At 66.5% G+C, this 26,684-nt stretch carries 21 protein-coding genes and 1 pseudogene; 11 read left to right on the top strand and 11 right to left on the bottom strand.

Annotation, left to right across the window (positions count from 1 at the left end):
- The first annotated feature begins 128 nt into the window (after window positions 1-128).
- Together ppsA and otsB are read left to right on the top strand one after the other, a co-directional pair.
- Window positions 129-2,531, top strand: a complete 2,403-nt coding sequence (gene ppsA / locus K0O62_RS09245; RefSeq protein WP_073858559.1) for a phosphoenolpyruvate synthase — start codon at window positions 129-131, stop codon at window positions 2,529-2,531.
- The gene (gene otsB, locus K0O62_RS09240; RefSeq protein WP_073858558.1) at window positions 2,528-6,205 is read left to right on the top strand and encodes a trehalose-phosphatase; all 3,678 of its coding nucleotides are present in this window, start codon (window positions 2,528-2,530) and stop codon (window positions 6,203-6,205) included. Before ppsA ends, otsB begins: the two co-directional genes overlap by 4 nt.
- A 31-nt stretch (window positions 6,206-6,236) precedes the next feature.
- Here the strand turns inward: otsB and K0O62_RS09235 are convergent, their stop codons facing one another.
- From K0O62_RS09235 to K0O62_RS09220, 4 genes and pseudogenes are all read right to left on the bottom strand, one after another.
- Window positions 6,237-7,601, bottom strand: coding sequence for a wax ester/triacylglycerol synthase domain-containing protein (locus K0O62_RS09235; RefSeq protein ID WP_073858557.1), 1,365 nt, complete (start codon window positions 7,599-7,601; stop codon window positions 6,237-6,239).
- A 120-nt stretch (window positions 7,602-7,721) separates the two neighbouring features.
- Window positions 7,722-8,686 (bottom strand): annotated as a pseudogene (locus tag K0O62_RS09230) (DUF732 domain-containing protein).
- Between the two features lie 12 nt (window positions 8,687-8,698).
- Entirely contained in the window at window positions 8,699-9,802 is a 1,104-nt protein-coding gene (locus K0O62_RS09225) for a zinc ribbon domain-containing protein (RefSeq protein ID WP_073858556.1), read from the bottom strand.
- A 92-nt stretch (window positions 9,803-9,894) separates the two neighbouring features.
- Complete coding sequence (locus tag K0O62_RS09220) at window positions 9,895-10,212, bottom strand: hypothetical protein (protein ID WP_073858555.1); 318 nt, start codon at window positions 10,210-10,212, stop codon at window positions 9,895-9,897.
- Window positions 10,213-10,987: 775 nt separating this feature from the next.
- On the opposite strand from K0O62_RS09220, the gene K0O62_RS09215 reads away from it, so the two are divergent.
- Window positions 10,988-11,497: an Imm61 family immunity protein gene (locus K0O62_RS09215; RefSeq protein ID WP_079244311.1), complete on the top strand. Its 510-nt coding sequence runs from the start codon at window positions 10,988-10,990 to the stop codon at window positions 11,495-11,497.
- A gap of 158 nt (window positions 11,498-11,655) precedes the next feature.
- Here the strand turns inward: K0O62_RS09215 and K0O62_RS09210 are convergent, their stop codons facing one another.
- Entirely contained in the window at window positions 11,656-12,759 is a 1,104-nt protein-coding gene (locus tag K0O62_RS09210; RefSeq protein WP_073858622.1) for a fatty acid desaturase family protein, read from the bottom strand.
- A 317-nt stretch (window positions 12,760-13,076) separates the two neighbouring features.
- Complete coding sequence (locus K0O62_RS09205) at window positions 13,077-13,688, bottom strand: TetR/AcrR family transcriptional regulator (RefSeq protein WP_264002325.1); 612 nt, start codon at window positions 13,686-13,688, stop codon at window positions 13,077-13,079.
- Window positions 13,689-13,885: 197 nt separating this feature from the next.
- Between K0O62_RS09205 and K0O62_RS09200 the strand changes: the two genes are divergently transcribed.
- From K0O62_RS09200 to K0O62_RS09180, 5 genes are all read left to right on the top strand, one after another.
- Window positions 13,886-14,176: a hypothetical protein gene (locus K0O62_RS09200; RefSeq protein WP_131817451.1), complete on the top strand. Its 291-nt coding sequence runs from the start codon at window positions 13,886-13,888 to the stop codon at window positions 14,174-14,176.
- A gap of 193 nt (window positions 14,177-14,369) precedes the next feature.
- Window positions 14,370-14,690: a type VII secretion target gene (locus tag K0O62_RS09195; RefSeq protein ID WP_131817450.1), complete on the top strand. Its 321-nt coding sequence runs from the start codon at window positions 14,370-14,372 to the stop codon at window positions 14,688-14,690.
- Window positions 14,691-14,699: 9 nt separating this feature from the next.
- Entirely contained in the window at window positions 14,700-16,400 is a 1,701-nt protein-coding gene (locus K0O62_RS28620) for an Rv0964c family protein (protein ID WP_234800235.1), read from the top strand.
- On the top strand, window positions 16,397-16,822 hold the full coding sequence (locus tag K0O62_RS09185) for a hypothetical protein (protein ID WP_073858551.1): 426 nt from the start codon (window positions 16,397-16,399) through the stop codon (window positions 16,820-16,822). The genes K0O62_RS28620 and K0O62_RS09185 overlap by 4 nt, the downstream gene beginning before the upstream one ends.
- Before the next feature lie 77 nt (window positions 16,823-16,899).
- A complete protein-coding gene (locus K0O62_RS09180) occupies window positions 16,900-17,265 on the top strand; it encodes a nuclear transport factor 2 family protein (RefSeq protein WP_073858550.1) in 366 nt (121 codons plus the stop codon).
- Between the two features lie 2 nt (window positions 17,266-17,267).
- Here K0O62_RS09180 and K0O62_RS09175 read toward each other — a convergent pair whose 3' ends face one another.
- Together K0O62_RS09175 and K0O62_RS09170 are read right to left on the bottom strand one after the other, a co-directional pair.
- Window positions 17,268-18,386 carry a PDR/VanB family oxidoreductase gene (locus K0O62_RS09175; RefSeq protein ID WP_073858549.1) on the bottom strand — a complete coding sequence of 373 codons (1,119 nt, stop codon included), beginning with the start codon at window positions 18,384-18,386 and terminating at the stop codon, window positions 17,268-17,270.
- Window positions 18,379-19,287, bottom strand: coding sequence for a metal-dependent hydrolase (locus K0O62_RS09170; RefSeq protein ID WP_073858548.1), 909 nt, complete (start codon window positions 19,285-19,287; stop codon window positions 18,379-18,381). Before K0O62_RS09170 ends, K0O62_RS09175 begins: the two co-directional genes overlap by 8 nt.
- Window positions 19,288-19,422: 135 nt before the next feature.
- Between K0O62_RS09170 and K0O62_RS09165 the strand changes: the two genes are divergently transcribed.
- The gene (locus tag K0O62_RS09165) at window positions 19,423-19,881 is read left to right on the top strand and encodes a cyclic nucleotide-binding domain-containing protein (RefSeq protein WP_073858547.1); all 459 of its coding nucleotides are present in this window, start codon (window positions 19,423-19,425) and stop codon (window positions 19,879-19,881) included.
- A 9-nt stretch (window positions 19,882-19,890) separates the two neighbouring features.
- Here the strand turns inward: K0O62_RS09165 and K0O62_RS09160 are convergent, their stop codons facing one another.
- The 3 genes from K0O62_RS09160 to K0O62_RS09150 form a co-directional block, all read right to left on the bottom strand.
- The gene (locus tag K0O62_RS09160; RefSeq protein ID WP_073858546.1) at window positions 19,891-21,438 is read right to left on the bottom strand and encodes an adenylate/guanylate cyclase domain-containing protein; all 1,548 of its coding nucleotides are present in this window, start codon (window positions 21,436-21,438) and stop codon (window positions 19,891-19,893) included.
- A gap of 58 nt (window positions 21,439-21,496) precedes the next feature.
- Window positions 21,497-24,325, bottom strand: a complete 2,829-nt coding sequence (locus tag K0O62_RS09155) for an MMPL/RND family transporter (RefSeq protein ID WP_073858545.1) — start codon at window positions 24,323-24,325, stop codon at window positions 21,497-21,499.
- A 100-nt stretch (window positions 24,326-24,425) separates the two neighbouring features.
- A complete protein-coding gene (locus K0O62_RS09150) occupies window positions 24,426-25,124 on the bottom strand; it encodes an Ntn hydrolase family protein (RefSeq protein WP_073858544.1) in 699 nt (232 codons plus the stop codon).
- A gap of 22 nt (window positions 25,125-25,146) precedes the next feature.
- Here K0O62_RS09150 and K0O62_RS09145 point away from each other — a divergent pair, with 22 nt between their 5' ends.
- Both K0O62_RS09145 and K0O62_RS09140 read left to right on the top strand, forming a co-directional pair.
- On the top strand, window positions 25,147-26,103 hold the full coding sequence (locus K0O62_RS09145; RefSeq protein ID WP_073858543.1) for a DNA polymerase domain-containing protein: 957 nt from the start codon (window positions 25,147-25,149) through the stop codon (window positions 26,101-26,103).
- 53 nt (window positions 26,104-26,156) lie between these two features.
- Window positions 26,157-26,681 (top strand): hypothetical protein, encoded by a 525-nt coding sequence (locus K0O62_RS09140; protein ID WP_097933573.1) that lies wholly within the window; start codon window positions 26,157-26,159, stop codon window positions 26,679-26,681.
- The last annotated feature ends 3 nt before the right edge of the window (window positions 26,682-26,684 follow it).

The raw sequence follows: 26,684 nt of genomic DNA, 5'->3' as shown, positions 1-26,684 counted from the left end.
ACACGTGGGACCGACCTCGGCCACCCAGACCTCCCCACCAGGGTCCATCCATAGGACCTTCGGCCCTGGCGCTGCGATGTCACGCCATGCGACGTTGGCATTCCCAGCGGGTAACGGGAGGCCAGATCATGGGTACACGGGGATTCGTCCGCTTCTTCGAGGACTTCGGGATCGAGGACGTGCCGCTGGTCGGCGGCAAGAACGCCTCGCTGGGCGAGATGTTCCAGAAGCTCTCCGAGCACGGTGTCCGGGTGCCGCACGGGTTCGCCATCACCGCGGCCGCCTATCGACACATGCTGGACGAGGCGGGTGCCTGGGACCGCCTGCACGCCGAGCTCGACGACATCGACCCCGACGACGTCGCCGCGCTGGCCCGCAAGGCCAAGCGCGCCCGGGAGATCGTCTACGGCGCCGGCCTCCCCGATGACCTGGCCGCGGAGATTCTACGGGGCTACCGCACCCTGCAGCAGGAGTACGGCGAGGAGGTCAGCCTCGCCGTGCGGAGCTCCGCCACCGCGGAGGACCTGCCGACCGCCAGCTTCGCCGGGCAACAGGATTCGTTCCTCAACATCAAGGGCGACGAGAGCCTGCTCGAGACATGCCGCCGTTGTTTCGCCAGCCTGTTCACCGATCGCGCCATCCACTACCGAATCGACCAGGGCTTCGACCAATTCAGGGTTTCGCTGTCGATCGCCGTCATGAAGATGGTGCGCTCGGATATCTCGTCCTCGGGCGTGATGTTTTCCATCGACACCGAATCGGGCTTCCGCGACGCCGTTTTCATCACCGGCGCCTACGGTTTGGGCGAGAACGTGGTTCAGGGCGCCGTCGACCCCGACGAGTTCTATGTCCACAAGCCGACCTATGCGGCCGGTCACCGCGCGGTATTGCGCCGACACCTCGGCGACAAGGCGGTGAAGATGATCCTCGTCGAGGGCGAGACCAAGAACACCACGCGCAACATCCCCACACCCAAATCCGACCGCGCGCGGTTCTGCCTCACCGATTCCGACATCCTGGAACTCGCCGGCTACGCCTGCACCATCGAGGATCACTACGGACGGCCGATGGACATGGAGTGGGCCAAGGACGGTCTCGACGGAAAGCTCTACATCGTGCAGGCCCGTCCGGAGACCGTGGTCTCCCAGCAGAGCGCGACCACGCTGGAGTCCTACGTGCTCCGGGGGCGCGGCGAGATTCTGGCCGAGGGGCGTGCGGTCGGCGAACGGATCGCGTCGGGCACGGTGCGACGAATCGAGAACCAGGCGCAACTCTCGGATTTCAAACCGGGTGAGGTGCTGGTCTCCGACACCACCACGCCCGACTGGGAGCCGGTCATGAAGACCGCCGCGGCGATCGTCACCAACCGCGGCGGGCGGACCTGCCACGCCTCGATCATCGCGCGCGAACTCGGCATCCCCGCCGTGGTCGGCACCGGCGACGCCACCACCAGCGTGCCCGACGGCGCGGCGGCGACGGTGTCGTGCGCCGAGGGCGACACCGGCCGGGTGTACCAGGGCGCGTTGGATTTCCAGGTGGATCGCACCGAGATCGGCGATCTGCCCCGTCCGCGCACGCAGATCATGCTCAACCTGGGCAACCCCGACCTCGCGTTCAAGACGTCGTTCCTGCCCAACGACGGGGTCGGACTTGCCCGGATGGAGTTCATCATCAGCGAGTACATCAAGGTGCACCCGCTGGCCCTGCTGCATCCCGACCGGGTCGACGACCCCGAGGCGCGCCGGACGATCGACCGGCTCACGCTGGGCTACCCCGACGGCGGCACGTATTTCGTGGAGCGCCTCTCCGAGGGCATCGGCACCATTGCCGCCGCCTTCTGGCCGAAGCCGGTCGTGGTGCGGATGTCGGACTTCAAGACCAACGAGTACGCCAGCCTGCTCGGCGGCGCCGGATTCGAACCGGCCGAGAGCAACCCGATGCTCGGCTTCCGCGGCGCCTCGCGCTATGCGCACCCAGCCTACGCCGAGGGGTTCGCGCTGGAATGCCGCGCCATGCGGCGCGTGCGCGACGAGATGGGCCTGACGAACGTCATCCTGATGCTCCCGTTCGTACGACGGGTCAGTGAGGCGGACCTGGTCCTGCAGACGATGGCCGACCTCGGCCTGCGCCGCGGCGAGAACGGGCTCAAGGTGTACGCGATGTGCGAGATCCCGAACAACGTGATCCTGATCGATCAGTTCGCCGGCCGTTTCGACGGCTTCTCCATCGGTTCCAATGACCTGACCCAGCTCACCCTGGGGGTCGACCGCGACAGTGAAATCGTGGCCTTCGACTACGACGAGCGCGATGACGGCGTCAAGGAGATGATCCGGTTGGCCGTCGAGGGCTGCCGCCGCAACGGGATTCACTCGGGGCTTTGCGGGCAGGCGCCGTCGGATTACCCGGACATGGCCGAGTTCCTGGTCCGGATCGGCATCGACTCGATGAGCCTGAATCCGGACACGGTGGTGAGGACCACCCGCCAAGTGCTGGAGCTGGAACAACAGCTGCTGCCCTCATCGGCGTCATGAAACTGCCGGTCACGATCGATCCCCGCTATCACGACGCGGTGCTGCTCGACCTCGACGGTGCGCTGACCAGCGATGTGCCGATCTTCGGGGCGACCGTCGACCTGACCCGCAAACTCCGGACCGTCGGGGTCGAGGTGGCCGTCTACTCGTCCAGCCCGCAGTGCCGCAAGGCCCTGGTGGCCGCCGGGATCGATGATCTGTTCGACGTCTGCATCGACGGCAGCGACGGCGCCCGCGGCACCGTCGAAACACCCGATCCCACAGTACTTCTGGAGGCCGCCGGCCGCCTCGGGGTGCGGCCGCAGCGGTGTGTCGTCGTGGAGAACTCGGCCGCCGGGGTGGCGGCAGGCCGCCAGGGCGGGTTCGCGCTCGTGGTCGGTATCGACGGGGCCGGCGGTCCCGACGAGTTGACCCGCCACGGCGCCGACGTCGTGCTCGACCGCCTCGCCGACATCGCCGTCCGCACCGGAGACCGGCGCATCTCGGAGCTGCCGAATGCGGTGGGTTCCTACGGCCAGTTGATCGGCACCACCACCGCACGCAAGTCGGCGCTGTTCCTGGACTTCGACGGAACGCTGTCGCCCATCGTCTCGGACCCCGCCGCGGCCAGGCTCGTCGATGGTGTTGCCGAGGCGCTCGAGCTCCTCTCCGGACTGTGCCCGGTGGCCATCGTGAGCGGGCGTGACCTCGCGGATGTCCGCGACCGAGTCGGTGTCTCCGGCCTCTGGTACGCCGGCAGCCACGGGTTCGAGTTGACGGCGCCAGACGGCGCCTACCACAGCAACGATGCCGCCGCCGTGTTCGTCCCCATCCTCGAGCAGGCCGCCGCCGACCTGGGTCAGACCCTGGCCCGGGTTCCCGGCGCGCGCATCGAGCACAAGCGCTTCGCCGTCGCGGTGCACTACCGCGAGGTAGCGCCGGAGAATGTCAACGCGATCATCTCTGCCACAAAACAACTCGGCGCGCAATTGGGGCTGCGGGTGACCAGCGGGCGGATGCTCGTCGAACTGCGGCCCGACGTCGACTGGGACAAGGGCACCACCCTGGCCTGGATCCGCGAGCGCATCGACCCGTCGGACTCCCTGCTGCCGATCTACATCGGCGACGACCTCACCGACGAGGACGCCTTCGATGCAATCCGGTTCGACGGCGTCGGGATCGTCGTCCGACACGACGAGGACAGCGACCGCAAGACGGCCGCACATTTCAGCCTGCAGAGCCCGGATCAGGTGCGCGAGTTCATCGAACGGGGTTCCCAGTGGCTGTCATTCCAGCACGAGGTGGCGGACAAGGCCTGGGACTACGTCTTCGACGGATACGACCCGCAGAACGAGAAGCTCCGTGAGGCACTGTGTACGGTCGGCAACGGCTGCTTCGCCACCCGGGGCGCCGCGCCCGAGTCGAAGGCCGGGCAGGTGCACTATCCGGGCACCTATGTGGCAGGGGTGTTCAACCGGCTGGTCGACAACGTGTCGGGCACCGAGATCGACAACGAGAGTCTGGTCAACCTGCCGAATTGGCTTGCGTTGACGTTCCGTATCGACGGCGGCGACTGGTTCGACATCGACGCGGTCACCGTCCTGTCGTACCACCAGACCCTCGACCTGCGTGCCGCGGTGCTGACCCGCGAGGTGCGCTTCCGTGACAAGGCCGGCCGGGCCAGCGCGCTGCGACAGCGCCGGTTCGTGGCCATGCACCTGCCCCACGTCGGGGCGTTGGAGACGACGGTGCGCGCCGAGGACTGGTCGGGGACCATCGAGTTTCGCTCCACCCTCGACGGCAACGTGAAGAATTCGCTGGTGGAGCGCTACCGGGACCTGGCCAACCAGCATCTCGGGTCGGTGGAAACCCGTGAGATCGCCGATGATTCAGTGCTGCTGAGCGTGCAGACCAACCAGTCCCGCATTCCGGTGGCGATGGCCGCGCGCACCACCGTCTGGCGGGACGGGGCACCGGTGCCCGTGGCCTTCGCGCTGTTCGACCAGGCCGCCGAAATCGGTCACGACATCGCGGTGCAGCTGTCAACCGGCGAGACGGTGACGGTCGAGAAGCTCGTCACCGTACACACCGGCCGCGATGTCGCCACCTCCGAACCGGGGGTCGACGCCCAGCGCGGGCTGGCTCGGCTCGGCCGGTTCGCCGAGGTGCTGGACGGACACCTGACCGCATGGACGCACCTGTGGGAGCGGTTGTCCATCGAGTTCGACGACTTCTCCGACGAAGTGCGGATCCTGCGCCTGCATCTGCTGCATCTGCTGCAGACGGTGTCACCGAACACCGCGGACCTCGACGTCGGGGTGCCGGCCCGCGGACTGCACGGGGAGGCCTATCGCGGGCACATCTTCTGGGATGAGTTGTTCATCTTCCCCGTCCTGAACCTGCGGTTCCCGATGATCACCAGGTCGCTACTGGCCTACCGTTACCGGCGCCTGCCCGAGGCCCGGCACGCCGCCCGAGCAGCCGGCCATGCGGGCGCGATGTTTCCCTGGCAGTCCGGTAGCGACGGGCGCGAGGAAAGTCAACGGCTGCACCTGAATCCGCGCAGCGGCCGCTGGAATCCGGACGCCAGCGCCCGGGCACACCACATCGGCGTCGCCGTCGCCTACAGCGCGTGGAAGTTCTATCAGGTCACCGGCGACCTCGCCTATCTGATCGACTACGGCGCCGAGCTGATCGTCGAGGTCGCGCGGTTCTTCGTCAGCCTGGCGGGTTACGACGACGAGCGGGAACGCTTCGAGATCAAGGGTGTGATCGGGCCGGACGAATTCCACTCCGGCTACCCCACGGCCCCCTACGACGGTATCGACAACAACGCCTACACCAACGTCATGGCGGTCTGGGTGATCATGCGTGCGCTCGACGCACTGAATCTGCTGCCCTTGCCCAACCGACTCGACCTGCTGGAGTCACTCGGGCTGCACAGCGCCGAGCTGGCGCACTGGGAGCAGGTGAGCCGGCGGATGTACGTCCCGTTCCACGACGGGGTCATCAGCCAGTTCGAGGGCTACGGCGATCTCGCCGAGCTGGATTGGGGCCGCCTTCGCCGGCAGTACGGCAACATCCAGCGGCTGGACCGCATCTTGGAGGCCGAGGACGACGATGTCAACCGCTACAAGGCATCCAAGCAGGCCGACGTGCTCATGCTGCTCTACCTGCTCTCGGCGGATGAGCTGCGCGAGCTGCTCGACCGGCTCGGCTATCGCCTCCTGCCCGAGCAGGTGCCGGCAATGGTCGACTATTACCTGGCCCGCACCTCGCACGGGTCCACGCTCAGCGGCGTCGTGCACACCTGGGTGCTGGCCAGGGCCAACCGCGATCGCGCCCTGGAGTTCTTCCAACAGGCGCTGAAATCAGATGTCTCCGATATCCAGGGCGGCACCACGTCCGAGGGTGTTCACCTGGCGGCCATGGCGGGCACCGTCGATCTCATGCAGCGCTGCTTCACCGGCCTGGAGACCCGGTCCGATCGCCTCATCCTCTCCCCGTACTGGCCGGAATCCCTTGGTGTGCTGGTCATTCCGATCCACTACCGCGGGCTGCACCTGCACCTGCGGGTCAGCGGTAAGGGCGTGATCATCAGCGTGGATCCGCGCCATGCGGCCGGGATCGACGTGGAGTGTCGCGGTCGGGTCGTCAAACTGATGCCCGGGACCACCGTCCGGTTCCCGGATTGACGAGGGCTGACACCGCCGACTTCTGACCCCGTCAGGCAGCCAACGCCAGCACCTCGTCGAAACCCGCGACGAGGCATTCGTGGAAGACCTCGAAATCCGGTATCGCACCGGTGTCGACGTCGATGCCCAGGGAGCAGGTGTCGACGTAACTGAGCAACGTCACGTTGACGGCCGCGCCGATGGTCGGGCCGAACGCGTACTGCATCACCAGGCTGGCGCCGCCGAGGAATACCGGCACCGGAATCCCCGGAACGTCGCTGGCCAGGAAGTCGACGTTGCGCAGGATCGAGCCGATGTACCAGCGCGGCATCAGGTTGAGCGCGCCCGCGATCCACTCGGTGTAGGGCAGCGACTTCTCCCGGCGCACCTTGGCCGTCTGCTGGTGGACCGCGGCGATGCGCTCGGCCGGGTCGACGACTCCCACCGGTACGTCGAAGCGCATCAGCGTGATTCGATTACCACCCATCTCGTCGTCCTCGGTCCGCAGGCTGATCGGCATGGTCAGATGCAGGTCGCCCACCTCGACGCCGTGCTCGTCGTGGTAGAGCCGCAGCCCGCCGGCCAGCCCGGCGACGAACGCGTCGTTGAGCGCCCCACCGCCGCGGTGCGCCGCCTCCCGCAGCGCACGTCGTGGCACCTGATGCACCCCGAGACGGCGGGTCAGCGTGCGGCCCGTCATCAGGGGTGACCCGGTGTGGGTCACCGGGCGGACGGTGCGGTAGATCGACGCGGCGGTGGCCACCGCGGATTCGACGGTCGACTTCGGGCGGCGGACGCTGTTGTACACAAGTCCCGGGGTCGCGGCCAGCGCTCCCGCCACCGTCGTTGCAGCGAGTTTCACGTCGTGGCCCAGCACGCTGCGGTACTCACCCCACCACGGCGACGCCGACACCGCCCGGGCAGGCGGAAGCGGTTCGGTGTCTGCGGGCTGCTCGGAGAGGTCGAACAGGATCATCCCGATCTGCACACCGCCCACACCGTCGGTGAGGGCATGGTGGAATTTGCACACCACCGCCGCCCCGCCGTCGTCGAGACCGTCGATCAGCATGACCTCCCACAGCGGGCGAGCCCGGTCGAAGTCCTCCATCTCGGCGACCCGCGCCAGCTCCAGCACCCCGTCGAGCGTGCCCGGTTCGGGCGAAGCGACATGCCTGATGTGGAAGTCGAGATCGAAGTCCGGGGCGTCCTCCCACCGCGGGGCCCCCTGAAGCGGAGATTCCACCACCCGTTGCCGAAACATCGGCAGCTTGCGGCTGATCAGATTGATCCTGTCGCGCACGCGGTCCCAATTCGGCGACTTCTCCAGCAGGAGCACGGTGACCACAGTCGACCGCAGGCGCGGATCGCTCTCCATCGCCCAGGTGAACGCATCAGTGCTTCGCATGTAATGGCTCATCGACACTCCCGAGTTCGAATCTAGCGGTGCGCGTCGATGGCAAGACAGGGCCAAAGTGCTCTGTTGACCGACCCATCCCCGGCCCACCCTGTGAAGGCGCGCACGCACTCCCCCGCGGAACTAGCTTCCGCCCAGCACCAACGACACACCGTTCGACTTCAGCTCCGCGAACGAGAAGCTGAGTTCACCACGGCGGCCGACGTTGACCACGTAGCGATCCTCCCCCTCGGTGACCTCGAAGGTGATCCCGAAGGTGCACATGTACCGACCGCCCCGGCCCTCTTCCAGGTACGTCGTCGTGAGGATCTCTCCCTTGCCGTTCTTGACGGTCACCGGCGTACCCGGATTCACATCGCTGTACCCGCCGGCCCCCTTGCAGCTGGATCCATCGACCTCGATCAATGGTGAGTACGTGCTGGGAGAGTCGTCGTTGAGCGTGAAGGTTCCGGTGATCGTCGCCGTCTCCAGGACGTGGAACCCTTCGACAAACTCCGGGCAGAGGTACTGCACCGCAACCTCATCGGCGGGCATGCCCTGCTGCGGGGCGCCCTCGCTCAGCTGACGGCACACCTGCTTACCGTGCGCGACGGCATTGGCGTCGGAGTTGAACTCCCCTGCATAACCGGATTGTTTCAACGCCTTGACGTACTCCTCATCGGGATTGACCTGCTCGCGGTTGACGTACTGATACACCGCGACACCCACTCCGGCGACCGCCACCGCGAGCACGGCCGCCGAGATCACCGCCCACCTCCTGCCGCCGGTACGCTTCGTCGGCTTCGAAGTCGGCGACCCCGCTTGTGCGACAGCGCCTTCCATCTGCAGCTTGCCCACCGGATCGAGGGTCTCGACGTCACCGTCCCGGGCCAGGTCCGTCGCCTGCCCGCCCACGAAGTACCGGCCTTCATGGCGCCCCGTCGGATCAGGACGCCAGCCGCTATCCCCGGTAGCACGGACGATCGGTGCCGCCGACCCATGCCAGGTGCCGCCGACCCATGCCAGGTGCCGCCGACCTTCACCGCTCCACACGAGCCACAATGCGAGTAGTCGGTCAGTGCCGCACCGCAGAACACGCAGAATCCCATGGTTGCGCCCACTCACTTCCTGTACACAGTCGTACGTTCCGGCCCGAACAGGTTGCTGAGGAATTTCGCGAAGCAGTCGTCCACGCCGAAGCCCTGGCGATCGCACCATCCGTTCGCACCCTCGGGATAGACCCAGGACGGTCCGACCACCGTCACCCACCAGTCGCTGTCGTTGAACGTCGACCACTGACCCGAGTACACGAGTCGAGCCTGATCGAATCGCTGCCGGAAATCGAGGTGATCACGCAGCACGTCGGCATTGCTGAGCGTTCGGCCATCGACGACCAACCCGGCGCGCTTCGAACTGACTTGGGGCACCCAACTATTCGCCGCGCCCTCCAGCACCACCGGGTAGTCGGCGTCCCGCAGCTCATTGAGCACCGCCTTGGCGACTCCCTCCACGCTGCCGTGTTCCGGCTCCGCCGGCCCAACCGCCACCAGCCGCTCGACGGCAGCCATCGACGCGACCGGAGTCGCCGTACGGCGTTCACCTCGATGCGCCACGAGCGTCGGCTTGCCGCTGACCATGTCCGGTGTCCGCCAGTACATGCCCTTCGGGAACACCAGCGTGCGATGCTCGGGCACGCTCCCCCTCATCTCGACCGGCGATGCGGAAAAGTCGAACTCCCCGGCTGCGATATCGCGTTCACCGTCGGCGACCGTCACCCGGACCGCCTCTCCTGCTTCGACATCGCCGCCCGGGCACCCGGAAAACAGCGCGGCGCCGACCACGAGGCCCTCGTCCGTCAGGTCAAATGACTCGGTCTCCAGAATGGGCGGTTCGGTGCACACCGGCGCCGCGGAGACCGCCGCGGGCGTCCCCGTCTCGAAACCGCCTGCGGCGCCTGCTGCCGACGTGTCACCCGACGGCCGGGAGAGCAGCACCGCGGTGGTCGCGCCCGTGACCACCACCACCACCGCAGCGGCCGCACCGATGATCCACCCGAGTCGCCGTCTGCCGGACGATCCCGTCGACTCAATATCTTCGGGAAACGGCACCACGCCGATCGGGGACCCACAGACGCTGCAGAACCGGTAGCTCGGCGAGTTCGCATGTCCCTGCGGGCACAGCACGCTGCCCGACGGTCCTCCCGGCTGACTCCACGCATCGGCCATCGCCCGCACCCCCGATCACGACATGAGGTCAAGGTACTCTGAGCTGGCAAAACGTGCTCACTATCGGCGGAAAACGTCCGCGCGGAGTCGGCTCACGGACACTCCTCGGAACCGATCCGCACCACCCCGAAATCGATGGGCGTACTCGCAGTGAACGTCGCCCCCGGCGCCGGGGTCGAACTGCACACCTGCCAGTTACGGTCACTGATCTGCGCCCGCCCCTGCCCGGTCAGGTCGGTGGAGCTGCTGAACCAGACCGCGCCCCCGCTGACGGACTGAATTCTGTCCTGGGCGCCCTGCAGATCCATCCCGATCAGATTCGGCATCGTCCACGACGGCTCCGCGGACGCCGGCGGGCTCACCGCGATCGCCGACCCCATCAACACTGCTGCCAGTACGACCTTCTTCATCACGATCTCCTTGTTCGAAGTAGCCGCACAGCATCGCATCCGGTACCGACAAGCCGACTGTCGCTCAAATGTCACGCAGACGTGGGCAACTGAGGCCACCATTTCGGCCTTCGATACTGGGTGACGAAGCGTCCTTGAACGTGCACGCTCGCAAAGGGTCAGCACGCTCTGGATGTGGCCCAGCACCCAGCACCCAGCAACGAACTTTTCGCGTATCGACCGCCGTCTGTGTGCCGGTAGGCTGTCTCACCAAGGTGTGATGGGGGAAGGACGCGGGGGTGTCGAAGCCAAGTGAACCACTAAAGGTTGATCCGACAGATCTACATTTGACCGCTGACCAACTCGATGGTCAGGCCAGCAGCTTTCGCGCCGCGCATCAAGCGACACGAGCTCGCGCCGGCCAGGTGTCGATCGGCGCAGGGTCGTCGGCGGCTGCACTCCCCATCCTCTCTTAGAAAAACTGTTTGAAAGTCCTTCTTCAGCGGCGCAATCGTGCGAGACACTCAACGCGCTGAAGGAAGCGATAGCAAAAGGTCATTCGGCCCCGCGTAAACCTTGGTCTACCCCCGCCTGAAAAGGGTTAAGCCATATCCGGTGCCGTAATCGACGACAGAACCGACTCGACGAAACCACCGCCAGTATTACGAATCGAGCCGTCAGCTGTGGCACCGTGATTCCATCAGCCCGGCGGGGCGTCCGGTACGAATCATCGGGCCAGACGGCACGTCAGCACAGGTCAATGACTTGCTCGTTTCCGACTATCTGAGGGATGTCAATGAACCAATCGGATGATGCGGGACGACTGGCCGACAATTGGTACTTCTGGTCGGCGACTTCAGGGCTCACCAGTATCGATGCCTGGGTCCAAGCAGACGGCGAGCTTCGGTTTCTATCCGATGAGTACTCGGTCCACTTGCGTCATACCGAAGACTGGTGGGTCATTGATACGGTCGATGACCGTGGCCAGCTACGCGAGAACGTTGCGAAGTTCTCGTCGCTCGAACTTGCCGAGAAGTTCCTCATCTGGCAGTGGTCGTTCGCTGCTCGAAACGTATTGCGCTTGACGCCACTCGGCCCAGACTTCTATGCACGCGGAATCGATTCCGCCGTTGAAGCGGTAGCAATCGACGCGGGAACCTACGAGGTCCGATTGGGCACCGAGCATGCAGTGCTGATGGAGCCATCGGCGACGATTTTCAGCCACCTGATGTCGAAATCCGTGGGCGAAATCGATGCGATCGTCAAGGTTGGAATCACGGAGCCACGGCCCAACAGCAACCAGTAATGCTGGTGCGGGGATCCGCCGACGCATAGCCATAGGTCGATCCGGGCTTTGTGAGAAAGCTCCGGGAACGGACCGCGGCGGCGCATACCCGCGATTTGACGCTCAGCAGACCTTCATCGCACAGGACAGCACCAACCGCCCACGCTGAACGCGAGAACTCAGCGACAAGAACTGCGCCGCCGCACCAACCGCACCACCCAGTCCGGGAACGCCAACCCATGAATGGTCCGTTGCGTCCGGAAGTACTGGCGGCCAAGCGAAGCCGAGTTGTAGGGCAGGTCGTACTTCTCACACAGTTCCCGCACCCGCACGCTGACCTCGGCCAGCCGGTTGCTCGGCAGGTCCGGGAACAGGTGGTGCTCGATCTGGTAGCACAGGTGCCCACCCGAGAGCGCCACCAGCGGGCTCACCTCGTAGTTCGCGGTCCCGAGCATCTGCCGCAGGTACCACTCGCCCTTGGTCTCGTCCTTGAGCACCGCCGGGTCGAACGTCTCGGCGCCGTCGGGAATGTGGCCGCAGATGATGTTCACGTACACCCACAGGTTGCGGACCACATTCGCGGTGAAGTTGGCCGCGAAGGTGCGCCGCCACCGGCGCAGGCTCAGCGCCGGCAGGAACACATAATCCTTGGCCAGCTGCCGGACGATCTTGGCGCGGAACTTCCGCTTCTCCGCCGCGGGAGCGTCCGACGATTCGCCCCGCAGCTTCTCCGAATGCAGGCCATGCAACGCGATGCCCCATTCGAACATGGCCGCCAGCACCAGGTTTCGCAGCGGAGTCGCCAGGTGCACAGGGCGCCACTGCTGATCGGTGGTCACCCGATGCAGGCGGTAGCCGATGTCCTCGTCCATGCCGAGCACGTTGCTGTACACGTGGTGGCGGTAGTTGTGTGAGTACCGCCACTGCGCCGAATCCCCGACCATGTCCCACTCCCAGGTGTTGGAGTGGATCTCGGGATCGTTCATCCAGTCCCACTGGCCGTGGGAGATGTTGTGGCCGAGTTCCATGTTCTCGATGGACTTCGCATAGGCCAGCGCACCCGTGCCCAGCAGCCAGCCGGCCTTGGACTTGCTACCGGCGATCGTCAGGCGCGCCGCGACGTCCAGCGCCCGCTGGAAATGGATCACCCGCCGGATGTAGGCCGCGTCCTTGGCCCCGAGCGAGTCCTCGATGTCACGGCGGATCACGTCCAGTTCATAGGCGATCTCTTCGACGTCCGCGTCGGTGAGGTGCAGGTAGCTGGGGACATCGGCGATCGCCATCAGGGTGTTCCTCGGGTGGGTCCGGTGGAGAGCGGCGATCCGGGCCACCGCGAACATTGGAGCGCAGCTTATTGCCTCCGCCTCGATGACGGCTAATCAAAGGGCGTGTGGGGTCGAACCCGGGGGCGCCGAGGACGTTTGCTGCGTGCGACGGCCGCGCCAACGGACTCGGCGAGGACCAGCGCGAACGCCCGGCCGGGGCTCAGCTCCCCCGCCGGTGCGCCTTGTCTACGCCACTGAGTGTGTTCTCAGCGACACCGCTGACCGATCCGCTCCGCCCACCCGACGCACCCCTCGAGCGCGGGCGGGCGCTGCTGCTAGATGTCGGTAGCCTCCGGGGTGAACTGCCCCCTCCGGATAAGCAACGTGACCGCGGAGTCCCATCGCTGCAACTGCTCGGCGGAGTAGAACGGTCCGGGGATGTGGCGTTCGATGTGACTGCGCAGCATGGCGGCCCCGACCCGCAGGATCAGGGGGTTGATCGTCCCCCACAGCAGATCGAGGTCGGAACGGACCAGCCCGTGCTCGGCGTACTTCTCGCCCTGCACGGTGCTGATGCGCAGGAGCCCGTCGAAGATGACGGCCCCGATCTCGTCGCCCTCACTCAACGCATGGGCGACATAGTCGGTGACTTCGGGGTAGGTGTGGAAAAGCCGGGCGAACCGCCCGCGCAACTCCACCGAATGGTCCGCAGGTGGCTCCGGGAGCGGCTCCGATTCCAGGACCTCACCGAAAACCTGCAGGACATACTCGTCCACCGCGGCGGTCAGGCCGGCCTTGTTGCCGAAGTAGTGCTGCACCAGCCCGACACTCACCCCGGCGGCCTCGGCCACCGCTCGCAACGGCGTATTGGAAACGCCCTGTCGAGCAAAAGATTTGATTGCGGCATCAACAATGCGTTCTCTACTGGTCGGCTCGACGGGAGTCACCGGACGCAGGAACACCGTGTCTGTCACCCGGCGACTCTATTCGATTCCCGAGCACCATACAAGTGTTCAATAGCGCAATATGCGCACGATGTAATGCAATATGCGTGTATGGTTTCGCTCGTCGGAGCGACCAGCTTCGGAATATCCTGCGAGCGGCCCTGTCCGAGACCGCCTGGCCTACCGGTGAGGGGGTACTGATGGCCGTTTGGGGCGAATACATGGAATCGATGCTGCGCCAACAGATCCAGGCTGCATGCGATGACGTACACCGGGACCCGGACGACAGAGCTGCGTGCGACCGCCTGCACCGGTTGCTGACCGCCGCGACAGCCAACCGGGCCGAGGTGGAGCAACCGCTGAACTGGCATCATCTGGTCAGGATGGCCTGCGACGAGGTGTACGACGCCCCAGAGGATCCCGAGGCCCGCCACCGGCTGCTGTTGCTCCTGGCCGCGCGCGGCTCCGGGACCTGTCAGTCCGCGACGTAGTAGACACGCTCCACTAGTCGAGAGCGCCGACAAGAACGGCTCCCTCGACGTGATCCTGTATGCATCCAGCATCCTGGTTCCGACTGTCACGCAACGGTTCCCGGTAGGCCGAGACGTTGAGCACCGCGAAGTTTGATGCATCGCGGTGCACGTGCACCGACATATCCTGAAGGAACAGCGTTATGGGGAGGGCATGGGGATGTCGCAGGCGAGTATGCCGCTGAAAGTCGATCCGACCGAACTTCAGCTGGCAGCAGATCAACTTGAAGGCCAGGCCGGTAGTTTTACGTCGGCACACCGCTCATCGCACGAGAAGGCGGGGCACGCCTCTCTCGGGGCCAGCGCGTCCACAGCGGCACTGCCCGCGATGCTGGCTTCATGGGACGACGACTGCGCACGCTACAGCGAACGTTTCGCCACGCTTGCCGGGCATCACCGCGTGGCCGCCGCGAAGTACTCAGCGACGGATGATCGCGGCGCAGACGACATCGACGCCGCAGGCTCCGCGCTCTAAGGCGACACCGTGTCGCTGACACTCCGGGACCTCATGGAGTGGGTTCCTGAGATTGCCGACTTGGCGGCATCGACTCGCCAGGCTGCGGCAAATCACACTGAATCGGCGGAGTTCTACCGCTCCTTGGCCGCCGCATCCACGTGGGAAGGCGATGGTGGCGCTGCCGCCCGGGCCGCGATGGTCGCGAGCGCCGGTGATCACGAAGGTGCGGCCGAGAATCTCGTTTCAGCTGCAGCAGCGATGGAACAGGCCCACGACCAAGCTGAGAACGTTTCCAACGCCATTAAAGAACTTCTCAACTATGCAGCGGCAGCGCCCGCAGTACTCATCGATCTGACCACCAACCAAGTCATCCCGCCCGATACCTCCTATCTCGACGACGAAACTGCAGCTCACGTGGTCGCCAAGGTATCCGAACTACAAGCGCAAATCGCGACGTTGCTAACCGACGGACAACAGGTCGACACTGACCTGGCGAATGCGATCGGTACTGCGACCGCCTCACCTACGCCGCCGGCCAAGACGCCAAGTTCTTTGGGTGACTTGCTATTGCCAAGTGGCGGCGAGACAAAGAAATCCAACAGTCCGAGCGAGCCCGCACCTACCGACCTCGACAGCGCGCTAACCCAACTTGCCGGCCGGCCCGGAGGTCAACCAGCAAGCCCTGCGCCCGCGCCCGCGCCCGCGCCCGCGCCCGCGCCCAGACTAGATCCCGCGAAGGTCGAGGAGTTCAAGGCGCTCGCGCGTCAGAACATGCAGCTCGACGGCGTACCGGCAGACCAGATCGAGGAACGTATCGACGCAATGGTGGCGGCGGCTCAACGCCCCCTGCCCCGTTACGTACCTCCGCAGCCTGACCCGCTGCCCGCCCCTGGGTTCAAGGAGGGATTTGCAGACCGCTGGTTCGCAACCGAACAAGGGATAAAGGAGCTCATCGGGCAGGGCGGCCCCGGGGCACCCGGAGTCCTTGAATCGTGGCGCGACCTCGCGGTCAGCATGAACGAACAACTCGCCGATCCTGTTGGCGCAGCTGTCGACGAGGTCCAACGCGCAATGGACTCGCCCAGTGCCGCCTACTATCTCGGGGAGAAGGCCGCCGACGGTGCCGTAGCCGCACCTGGTTTGGTCTTCGGCGGCGAAGGGGCCCTCATCGCTCGGGCCGGCGCCCTGGACGGAATAGGTCCAGGCATCCCTCACGATCTGATCGATAGTCCTGCGCCCAACGGAATGGTCGACCGCCCACTTCCGCTCGACGGTCTCGATAGCAGCGTCTCGCCGGTCGATTTGCTTCCGCAGACAGCCCCCGCTGGACCCGAATTCAATCTAAGCAACCCCCTTGATCAAATGACTCCTGAATTGCGGGTCTTGGCTGAGCAACATCTGACCGGCAGCGGAGAAACAGTCCTCGGACCGTATAGACCGGACGGCGGTGGCCCGTCCTACATCGAGGTTGCGAAGCATAATGGAGCCAGCTATTTCGACATCGGAGACGCATGGGACGCAGCGTCGCCCACGGAGCGACTAGCGGCCAATCAGCATGTCCTTGACATGGCCATTGGCAATGGTGACAAGGTGACACTCTCAACTACGTTCGGCAAGGTGGGCGAGAACACTTTCACGGCTGCTGAGATCCGGTATCTCGAAGCGCACGGGTACCAGCGCAGCGGCACAAATACGATGTTGCCACCCACCAACGGAGGAAGTAAGTGAAGCACCTACTCGAAGTTTTTCTGAAGTACTTTGACTTCCTCTACCTCGACCCTCAATACCGAATCGTCGACTCAAGTTCGTCCGGCTCGGCGACGACCGATGCGCAGCTGGTTGTGGCAGGCAATATTCTCAGCTGGTCCCTCACGAACGACCGCGGACAGATTGTGTTGGCGACCGCTCCGTCCTCAGCGACCGCGCCCGAGAACTGGTTCCGCCTTTCGATCATCCGGAGATTTCTTGACGGGACGCGTGCGTCGGACGCGGCCGTGAGCGTTGAAGCGGTAGATTGGCTCAGAGCGAACATCACACGGGTCGAGTCCCTCTTCGCGAATCCTCCGACCACGAAGGCGTCTTGCGAGGCTTTGATCGCACTCGAAAACAGCGTCGCAGATGAACTGTTCGGCCCAGCCAAGGACCGATGAAGTTGAACCACACACGGGGACACTCAGCCCCTCGCAAACACCGAGCACACCACCCCGCAAGCGTTCATACTCAGTCCATGAGCGACGTCATCACCGAACTGATGGAAGCCAACCTGCTGGCCGTGTTCGACGAACGCGACCCGGGCCGTCGCGCCGCGGCCATCGCGAAAACCTACGCCCCCGACGTGAAGTGGACCGATGAAGACGGCGTCAGCACCGGCCACGAGGCGCTCGACGCCAAGGCCGCCGCCCTGCAGAACGGCGCGCTGCAGGGCCTGCACTTCGTCAAGGCCGGCCCGGTCCGCCAGACCGGCGACCTCGGCTATCTGGCGTGGGAGGTGCACACACCCGACAACGTCGCTGTCGCATCGGGTTTCGACGTCGCACTGATCGCCGACGACCGTATCGCCCGCCTCTGGACGATCCTCACCGACAGCGACTAGTACTAGAGGTCGAGCACCAACGGACCGTTCGCGGACCGGGACACGCACACCAGCATCTGCCCGAGCGCACGCTGCTCACCGGTCAACGTGTGGTCGCGGTGCTCCACTTTCCCAGATACCACCCGCTGCACGCAGGTCCCGCAAAACCCTTGTTGACACGAAAAAGTCACGTTCGGACGCACCGCACGCAACGCGGCCAACGCACTCTGCCCGGCGCCGACTGCGACAACCTCACCCGAACCCGACAGCACCAACTCGAACGGCCGCCCGTGCACCACCGGCACCGCGGAGAACCGTTCGATGTGCAGTTCACAACGCTCCGGCACCCCGGCACGCACCAGATCCATCATCGGCGGCGGGCCGCACGCGTACACCGCGGTCCGCGGCGTCACATCGTCGAGAAGATCTGCCGCCGTGGGCAATCCGGACCCCTCGTCGGTCAGCACCCGCACCCGGTCGCCGAAGCCCTCCAGCTCCTCCAGGAACGGCAGGCTGTCTCGGTGCCGGCCGGTGTAGCGCAGCGACCAGTCCAGCCCCAGCCGGTCCGCCAGCCGCACCATCGGCAGGATCGGCGTGATCCCGATGCCGCCGGCGATGAACCGCAGCCGCTCCGAACGGGACCCGGAACCGGGCAGCGGCATCATGAACGCGTTGCGCGGATCGCTGATCTGCACCCGCTGCCCCACCCTCAACCCGCGCACCTCGATCGATGCCCCGCCGTGGCCGGGGACCTCGCGCACCGCGATCCGGTAGTGGTCGAGGCGGTCCGGGTCTCCGCACAGCGAATACTGCCGGGTCCGGCCCGACGGCAGGTGTACGTCGATGTGCGCGCCGGGATGCCAGCGCCGCAGCTCGGCGCCGTCGGCGGCGACCAACGTCAACGCCACCACGTCCGGATCGCGGGCCACCAGCCGGCGCTCCTCGACAATCATGGTGCGGCGGTTGCGCACTCGCGGCAGCTCGGGCAGTTCGCGATCCCCACCCAGGCGCATCACCACCGACAAGAAATGCGGCACCACCGCGCCGACGGCACGGATCAGCGCATCCGGGGATCGGCCGTACAGCCCCGGCGGCGGCTCACCGACATACGGCCGCAGCAGCCGCGACCACCGCTCACCCATGGCTTGCGCGCGCGGCCGGCGAGCCGGCCAGGTAGGCGACCGCCTGCGCGGTGCTGCCCTCGTCAGCCGGGTCGTAGTCGCGCCGCAAAAGTGTCAGCCCGGACCGGACGTAGTACGACATCGAGGGCAACCCGCCGGTCTTGCCGGAGCGCCGCAGTTTCCACAGCAGCCGCAGATAGCCCGTCCTCGGCAGCGCCGGGTCCTGGTTCACCAGATACCTGGTGCCGCGCAGCATCAGCGCGAAGAACACCACGGTGACCATCACCCCGGCCGCGGCCTGCGCGACGTAGTCCATCCCGAAGTACTTCGCAACGTTGAACGAGACGTGCCGGTGCTCGACCTCCTCGGCGCCGTGCCAGCGGTACAGGTCGGTCAGCGTCGGGTCGGCGCCGAGTTCGTCCCAGCGGTTGTTGAGCGCCCAGTGCCCCAGCACCCCGGTGTAGTGCTCGGCGGCGCTCAGCGCGTGCGTCCCGGAGGCGAGAACCTTGCGCCGTTGATCCGCATCGGCCTGCGCGACCCGTCGGTCGTACTGGCCGATGACCCACTCCAGCTGGGTGGTGAACGGGCCCGGGTCGATACCGTGCCCGCGCAGGTAGGCGTCCAGCACATGGTCGTGGGTGCGGGCATGTACCGCCTCCTGGCCGACGAAGCCGACGATCTCCTCCCGTAGGTGTTCGTCACGCACGAACTCCAAAGAATCCGAGAGCAATTTGCTGAACCACCGTTCGGCGACCGGGAGGAACAGGTTGAGCGCGGTCACCCCGTGCGAGGCGTACGGATCGCCCGGGATCCAATGCAGCGGGGCGGTTGACCAGTCGAAACGAACATTGCGCGGGCGCAGGGCTATCTCTTCCGGGGCGAAATCGTCCGCGGCGAAGACGCCGTCCGGTGGCTCGGTCATCGGGCCACCATGCTCGGCAATGGGGTTGCTCAAACGTCCACAGCGAATTGCCAGATCAGAACAGGTAGTCCGCTACTCGGTCCGGCTCCCCCGCCGTCAGACACCCTCGGTGTGCACACAGAGGAAGGATCCGACATGAACAAGCACAGGACGACCCGAGCTGCGGATCTGGCCCGGGAGCAGGAACTCGAAGTCGACGCCGCCCGGCTGCGGGAATTCGCGGGTTTCGCGAAGTTCTCCGACGCCGACGTGCGCCGCCTCGTCCGCGCCGCGCACCGCACCTCCACCTCCGGGCCGTGGCCGCTGATCCTGGAACAGACCCCCTCGGACTCCTGCTACATCCTGCTCAGCGGCCAGGCCGCGGTGTATGTCGGCCAGGACCGGGTGGCCGTGGTCGGCCCGGGCGAAGTGATCGGCGAATCCGCATTGCGTCGCGGCACCCTGCGCAACGCGACGGTGACGACCACCGGCAAGGCCGAGGTGCTGCACATCGCGCGCGACGATCTCCATCGGCTGCTGGACCAGATTCCGGCGCTGCGCGAGACGATGGACGCGACGGTGGCCAAACACGTGCGGACGGCGGCCTCCCGCTAGTCCCGCCGGCTACCCGGATTTCGGGCTGCGACCCGTCGGGGACAGCCGCGCCACCCCGCGCAGCACCCACGGCGTGCGCCGCGCCATCATCTCCACGGCCCGGTCGGTGCGGTGCATCGCGGCCCGCGGGCCGGGGGTGGGTGTCGACGCCAGCTGCGCTTCGGCCGATCCCTGGTCGCCCTGCCGGTCGACGGCCAGCAGCTGCCAACTGCCGGGCACCCCACGCAGCGCGACGATGCCGCGATCCCGGAAGCTGGTGCCCGAGCCGACCACCAGGTCGCGGACGGTGCGCGAGACCAGGATCTCGCCGGCGCCGGCCTGCCCGAGAATCCGCGCGGCGATGTGCACCGCGATCCCGGCGATGTCCCCGCCGAGCAGTTCGCACTCCCCGGTGTGAATGCCCGCCCGGATCTCGATGCCCAGCGTCTCGGCGTCGGTGTGCAGCGCCTCGGCGCAGCGGATGGCCTGGGTCGGGCCGTCGAAGGTGGCGAGATGGCCGTCGCCGGTGCTCTTGAGCACCGCGCCGCCGAAGCGCTGCACCAGTTCGGCGTTGATGTCCCCGAAGCGCATCATCACCGCCCGCCACCGCTCGTCACCGGCGGTGGCGGCGTGCTGGGTCGAGGAGACGATGTCGGTGAACAGCACGGTGCGCAGGGCTCGGTGGGACTGCGAGGGCACGGCGTGCCCGCCGGTGAGGAACTCTTCGATGCCGGTGAGGATGGTGTCGGGCCCGGTCAGCCACGGCGCGTGATCGACGCCGTCGACCTCGATGTACCTCGCGCCCGCGATGTGGTCGGCCAGATACCGGCCGCACTGTACCGGCACGCCGTCGTGGCTGGCATGCACGACGAGGGTGGGCACGGCCAGCGTCGGGAGAACCGACCGGAGGTCGATGCGGAGATTGGATTCCATTGTGGCGCGCGCCATTCCGGGACTCGCGGCCATCCGTTCGAACATGGCGAGTTGGCGCAGCGACCGCACCGACGGCGTCAACGCCTTGGCGCTCGCGCCGCTGCCCCACTGCTCACGGGCAGAACGCGCGAAAGCCTGCAAGCGGACGATCTGCTCGACCGACGGCGAGTATTGCGGACCCAATTCGGCGTGCACGCGCGCCCACACCTCGGCCGGGTCGCCCAGCACCTCGTCCCACCCGCCGCCGGACAGGTAGGCGAACGCGCCGTAGAGGATCAGCGCCCGGGTTCGCTGCGGCCGTTTCGCCGCGAAGTAGACGGATTGCGCTCCGCCCTCGCTCATCCCGAAGATCGCGGCCCGCTCGAAGCCGACGGCGTCCATCACGGCCTCGATCTCGGCGACCCGGTCATCGAGGGTGCGGACTTGGGGTACCGGATCCGACAACCCGACACCGGCCTTGTCGAAGATGGCGATCCGGCAGAAGGTGCCGAGTTGGTCGAAGAAGACCTTGAACTCGGGCATGGTCCAGAACAGGTCGACATGGGTGACCATCGGCCCGGCGAAGACAAGGTCGATCGGCCCGTCACCGAACACCTGATAGGCCAGACTCAGCTCGCCGCACGGAGCGTACGAGGTTTCAGGCACAAACTCTGAGCATAATTGTCCTGGCCGCCATATCGCCGGTTTCGGCAGATGCCGCCCGCTACCGAGCCAGCGCCGCCAGCCGCCGCCGCGACGCCTCGGTCCGCACGGTCTGCGGCCACCAGAACCATTTGCCCAGCAGCGCGGCGATCGCCGGCGTCATGAACGACCGCACCACCAGGGTGTCGAACAGCAGGCCCAGCGCGATGGTGGTGCCGACCTGCGCCATCACCTTGAGATCGCTGAACGCGAAGGACGCCATGGTGAATGCGAACACCAGACCGGCCGAGGTGACCACCGAGCCGGTGCCGGCCATCGCCCGGATGATGCCGGTCTTGAGCCCGCCGGGCAGTTCCTCCTTGAACCGCGACACCAGCAACAGGTTGTAGTCCGAGCCCACCGCCAGCAGCAGGATCACCGACATCGGCAGCACCATCCAGTGCAACTCCAGCCCGAGCAGGTGCTGCCACAACAACACCGACATGCCGAACGAGGCGCCCAGCGAGAGCAGCACGGTGCCGACGATCACCGCGGCCGCGACCAGGCTGCGGGTGATCAGCAGCATGATGACGAAAATCAAGGAGGCGGCCGCGATCCCGGCGATGATCAGATCCCACTGGGCGCCGTCGTGCATGTCCTTGTAGGTGGCGGCGGTGCCGGCCAGGAAGATCTTGGCCCCCTCCAGCGGGGTGCCCTTGATGGCCTCCTTGGCGGCCGTTCTGATCGGGTCGACGTGCGCGATGCCGTCCGGGGTGGCCGGATCACCGTCGTGACTGATGATGAACCGCACGGACTTTCCGTCCGGGGAGATGAAATTCTCCATGCCCCGCTTGAAGTCCTCGTTCTCGAAGGCCTCCGGCGGCAGGTAGAACGAGTCGTCGTTGCGGGAGGCGTCGAAGGCCTCCCCCATCGCCGTCGAGTTCTCCTGCATCGCCGAACCCTGGTCCTGCATGCCCTTCTGGGTCTGATACATCGTCAGCATCGACTCGCGCATGTTGCGCATGACGCGGATGTTCTCCGGCATCAGCGTGACCATCTGCGGCATCAGGGTGTCCAGGTGCTGCAGATCGGGCACCAGTTTCTGCACATCGGTGGTCATCGTGTCGATACCGTCGAGGGCGTCGAAGATCGACCGCATGGTCGTGCACACCGGGATGTCGTAACAGTGCGGTTCCCAGTAGAAGTAGTTGCGGATCGGGCGCAGAAAGTCGTCGAAATCGGCTATGTGGTCCCGCAATTCGACGATGTCGAGGGTCATGTCGGTGGTCTTGAGCACCATCTCGTGGGTGGTGGCCGCCATCTGCTCGGTGATCGAGGACATCGCCTCCATCGTCTCGATGTTGGTCTGCATATCGTCGGCCTGGCGCAGCATGTCGGCGAACTGGTCCTGACGGTACTTCTCGTTCATCGTCTGGGTGGCGCCCTGCTGGCTGAGCATGAACGGAATCGTGGTGTGCTCGATCGGTTTTCCGTTGGGCCGGGTGATGGTCTGCACCCGCGCCACCCCGGGGACGGCGAGGATACCCTTGGCGATCTTGTTGATGACCAGGAAGTCGGCCGGGTTGCGCAGATCGCGGTCGCTTTCCACCATCAGCAGTTCGGGGTTCATCCGGGCGGCGCTGAAATGCCGTTCGGCGGCCGCATATCCGACGTTGGCCGGCAACTCCTGGGGCAGGTACCGGCGGGCGTCGTAGTTGGTCATGTAGCCGGGCAGGGTGACCAGGCCGATGATGGCGAGCGCCAGGCTGGCCACCAGCACCGGGCCCGGCCAGCGCACCACGGTCACCCCGATGCGCCGCCATCCCTGCGAACGGATGGCCCGTTTGGGTTCGAAGCGGCCGAACCGGCTGCCGATCGTGATGACCGCCGGGCCCAGCGTCAGCGCCGCCAGCACCGCGACCAGGGTGCCGATCGCGCACGGCACACCCATCGTCTGGAAGTACGGCAGCCGGGTGACCGACAGGCACAGCATGGCCCCGGCGATGGTCAGCCCGGAACCCAGCACCACGTGCGCGGTGCCGCCGAACATGCTGTAGTAGGCGGTTTCCCGGTCCTCACCGGCGCCGCGGGCCTCCTGGTAACGGCCGACCGCGAAGATGGCGTAGTCGGTGCCGGCGGCGATGATCATCAGCGTCAACAGGTTCACCGCGAACGTCGAGAGCCCGATGACCCCGGCGTTGGCCAGAAACGCCACCACACCGCGGGCGGCGCCGAGTTCGACGAACACCATCAGCAGGATGAGGATCGTGGTGCCGATCGAGCGGTACACGATCAGCAGCATCAGCAGGATGACGCCGAGGGTGATCATGGTGACCCGGGCGATGCTCTTGTCCCCGGCATGGTGCTGATCGGAGATCAGCGGCGCCCCACCGGTGACGAACACCTGCAGGCCCGGCGGCGGCGGGGTGGACGCCACGATGTCACGGACGGCCTGCACCGACTCGTTGGCCAGCGTCTCGCCCTGGTTGCCGTGCAGGTACAACTGCACGTACGCGGACTTACCGTCCGCGCTCTGTGCCCCCGCGGCGGTCAGGGTGTCGCCCCAGAAGTCCGCGACGTGCTGGATGTGGGCGGGGTCGGCCTCGAACTTGCCGATCAGCCCGTCGTAGTAATGATGGGCCTGCGCACCGAGGGGCTGATCTCCCTCCAGCACCACCATGGCGTTGGAATCGGAGTCGAATTCGTCGAAGTTGGCGCCGATGCGTTTCATGGCGATCATCGACGGCGCGTTCTGGGCGCTCATCCCGACGGTGTGCTCCTCGCCGACCTTCTCCAGCGACGGCACCAGCACGTTGGTGGCGACGGTGAGCGCCAGCCAGCCGAGCACGATGGGTACGGCGAACAGCCGGATGAAGTGCCCGATGGTGGATCGGCCGGTGCTGGCGGTCATGTGGCGCCTATCGGATGACAGAGTCGTTATCCGGCGTAACTTACGTAGCTCGTTTAACCATCAGCAATGGGTCTGCCGGATTGACAGCAACCTCACAGGCTCACGCGAAGAGATCGTCGAGCGCGCTCTGCTCGAGCTTCACCCACCGGGCGACGTCCTTGCGGACCCCCTCGACCTGTTTGGGCGTCAGGTGCTGGGCACCGTCCTCGGGAGTGATGCGGCACAGGTCCATCGGCCCGCCGATGCTCGACGAGGAGGCGTCCAGCGCGTCGAGCACCCGCAGGGCGGCCACCAACCCGTAGTCGACGTCGCGTTCGGGCATCCGGAAATGGGTGAGCAGGGCGTGCGCCTGCTGGGCCATCGCCGCGCCGCTGCCGATCGCCTGGAAACCCGTCTCCTCGTGGTGGCCGAGCAGCGCGTTCGGGTCGAGGTCGATGATGAACGGCCGGTCCCCCGCATAGCCCGCGGCCAGGATGAAGGTGGCCGGGGTGCCGGCCTTCTCCTGCCCCGGCACGCTGGGGATGAAGTTCTCGTAGTGGTGTTTCAGGATGGGCCGGACCCTGGCCTGGATGGCGTGCCCGATGTCCTTGGCCTCGACGATCGCCTCGGCCTCCTCGGTGAAGAGCTGCTCGACGTCGTAGAGCACCGCGCGTGACCCGCTGCCACCCCACGCCGCGGAATCGCCCAGCGGATGCAGCTTCTGCGCCGGATAGGTCAGACCGCGGCCGGGATCGGTGATCTGGGAATCCGAGGCCAACACGATTCCATTGGCGCACCGCAGCGCGAGGACAACGGTCATTGCACGATCCTATGGTGGTCTCATGCCCGCGGACGAGCATCGCTCCGGAGTCGACCTGACCAACCTGGACCAGCCGCTCACGCCCGAGGCCGGGGCCACCAAGCGCGACCTGGTGGACTACCTGGACGCCGTCGCCGACCGGATCCTGCCGTGCCTGGCCGGACGCCCGCTGACGGTGCTGCGGGTGCTGCGCGGACGGGCGCCATTCATGCAGAAGAACGTGCCCAAGTACACCCCGGACTGGGTGAAGACGGCGCCGATCTGGGCCGAGGCCTCGCACCGCGAGATCCACTACGCGCTGTGCGATGACCGGCGCACCCTGCTGTGGCTGGCCAATCAGCGCGCTGTCGAATACCACCCGGCACTCGGCCTGGCCGACAACATCTACCGGCCCACCCATCTGATCCTGGACCTCGACCCGCCCGGCGCCGACGACTTCGGCGCGGTGGTGGCGGTGGCGCAACTGGTGCACCAGGCCTTGTCCGACTGCGGGCTGGCCGGCGCGGTGAAGACCAGCGGGTCGCGCGGGCTGCACATCTTCGTCCCGATCGACGACAGTGCACCCGGTGACGACGTGGCCGCCGCGACCAGGGCGCTGGCCGCCCGCGCCGCGGCACTCGATCCGGCCATCGCGACAACGGCTTTCATCGTCGAGGACCGGGCGGGCAAGGTGTTCGTCGACGCCACCCGCTCCGGCGGGGCGACGGTGGCCGCCAGCTACAGCCCGCGTCTCAGGCCCGGCACCCCGGTGTCGTTCCCGCTGGCCTGGCCGGAGTTGACCGAGGTGCACCCGTCCGACTTCACCGTGCACACCGCGCTGGAACGCCTCGGTGACCGCGACCCGTGGGCCGAGGCGATGCCCGCCCCGCAGCGGCTGCCCGCCGACCTGATCGCCCACGGCCACACCATTCCGGTCGCCCGGGTGGCCGCCATGCACGAAGGGAAACGGCGCGCCAAGGCGCGACGCGAGAGCAGCTGAGCCGCGCCGGGTTACCCCATATCGGCGCCGCGACGTCGTACCGTCGAAGCACTATGGCGAACAACGGACCTGGCGGCTACTACTCCGACGACGACCCCACCCAGTACGCGGCGAACTACAGCGACTACACCCAGCCCTATCCGGCGGGTGACCCGTACGGCGGCGGCGAACCCCCGGAGCCGCCGCAGCCCTGGTACCGCAAACCCGCCGCGCTGGTGGCGATCGGCGCGATCGCGGCGCTGGTGCTGGCCGCCGCGATCTACGGCATCATCTCCGCGCTCAGCGGCGACTCGTCGCCGTCGACCAGCACGACGACCACCACGACGACGTCCTCGCAGGCGCCGACCACCAGCGCGGTCGCCCCGGCGCCGGTGCCCACGGAGACGGTGACCGCTCCCCCGGCCACCACCACGACCGAGCCGACGACGACAACAACCACCACCACCACGCCGTCGACCACCACGACCACGACCACCACCGAGACGACGCCGTCGGTCAGCACCAGCGTCAGCACGGTCACCGAGACGCAGACCGAAACCGAGACCGTCACCCCCGAGCCGCCGGCCGAGGAGAACTGATAC

The sequence above is a fragment of the Mycolicibacterium diernhoferi genome (assembly GCF_019456655.1).
Classification (GTDB): Bacteria; Actinomycetota; Actinomycetes; order Mycobacteriales; family Mycobacteriaceae; genus Mycobacterium; species Mycobacterium diernhoferi.
Note: the sequence above shows the minus strand (reverse complement) of the source record. Positions and strands in the feature narration are given on the sequence as shown.

What these genes read in the sequence shown, in the direction of transcription:
- K0O62_RS09180 (WP_073858550.1), top strand. Translation starts at nt 16,900, where the DNA reads ATGAGCGACGTCATCACCGAACTGATGGAAGCCAACCTGCTGGCCGTG.
- ppsA (WP_073858559.1), top strand. Translation starts at nt 129, where the DNA reads ATGGGTACACGGGGATTCGTCCGCTTCTTCGAGGACTTCGGGATCGAG.
- K0O62_RS09235 (WP_073858557.1), bottom strand. Translation starts at nt 7,601, where the DNA reads ATGAGCCATTACATGCGAAGCACTGATGCGTTCACCTGGGCGATGGAG.
- K0O62_RS09170 (WP_073858548.1), bottom strand. Translation starts at nt 19,287, where the DNA reads ATGACCGAGCCACCGGACGGCGTCTTCGCCGCGGACGATTTCGCCCCG.
- K0O62_RS09200 (WP_131817451.1), top strand. Translation starts at nt 13,886, where the DNA reads ATGGCCGTTTGGGGCGAATACATGGAATCGATGCTGCGCCAACAGATC.
- otsB (WP_073858558.1), top strand. Translation starts at nt 2,528, where the DNA reads ATGAAACTGCCGGTCACGATCGATCCCCGCTATCACGACGCGGTGCTG.
- K0O62_RS09225 (WP_073858556.1), bottom strand. Translation starts at nt 9,802, where the DNA reads ATGGCCGATGCGTGGAGTCAGCCGGGAGGACCGTCGGGCAGCGTGCTG.
- K0O62_RS09175 (WP_073858549.1), bottom strand. Translation starts at nt 18,386, where the DNA reads ATGGGTGAGCGGTGGTCGCGGCTGCTGCGGCCGTATGTCGGTGAGCCG.
- K0O62_RS09150 (WP_073858544.1), bottom strand. Translation starts at nt 25,124, where the DNA reads ATGACCGTTGTCCTCGCGCTGCGGTGCGCCAATGGAATCGTGTTGGCC.
- K0O62_RS09210 (WP_073858622.1), bottom strand. Translation starts at nt 12,759, where the DNA reads ATGGCGATCGCCGATGTCCCCAGCTACCTGCACCTCACCGACGCGGAC.
- K0O62_RS09155 (WP_073858545.1), bottom strand. Translation starts at nt 24,325, where the DNA reads ATGACCGCCAGCACCGGCCGATCCACCATCGGGCACTTCATCCGGCTG.
- K0O62_RS09145 (WP_073858543.1), top strand. Translation starts at nt 25,147, where the DNA reads ATGCCCGCGGACGAGCATCGCTCCGGAGTCGACCTGACCAACCTGGAC.
- K0O62_RS09220 (WP_073858555.1), bottom strand. Translation starts at nt 10,212, where the DNA reads ATGAAGAAGGTCGTACTGGCAGCAGTGTTGATGGGGTCGGCGATCGCG.
- K0O62_RS09215 (WP_079244311.1), top strand. Translation starts at nt 10,988, where the DNA reads ATGAACCAATCGGATGATGCGGGACGACTGGCCGACAATTGGTACTTC.
- K0O62_RS09195 (WP_131817450.1), top strand. Translation starts at nt 14,370, where the DNA reads ATGGGGATGTCGCAGGCGAGTATGCCGCTGAAAGTCGATCCGACCGAA.
- K0O62_RS09165 (WP_073858547.1), top strand. Translation starts at nt 19,423, where the DNA reads ATGAACAAGCACAGGACGACCCGAGCTGCGGATCTGGCCCGGGAGCAG.
- K0O62_RS09140 (WP_097933573.1), top strand. Translation starts at nt 26,157, where the DNA reads ATGGCGAACAACGGACCTGGCGGCTACTACTCCGACGACGACCCCACC.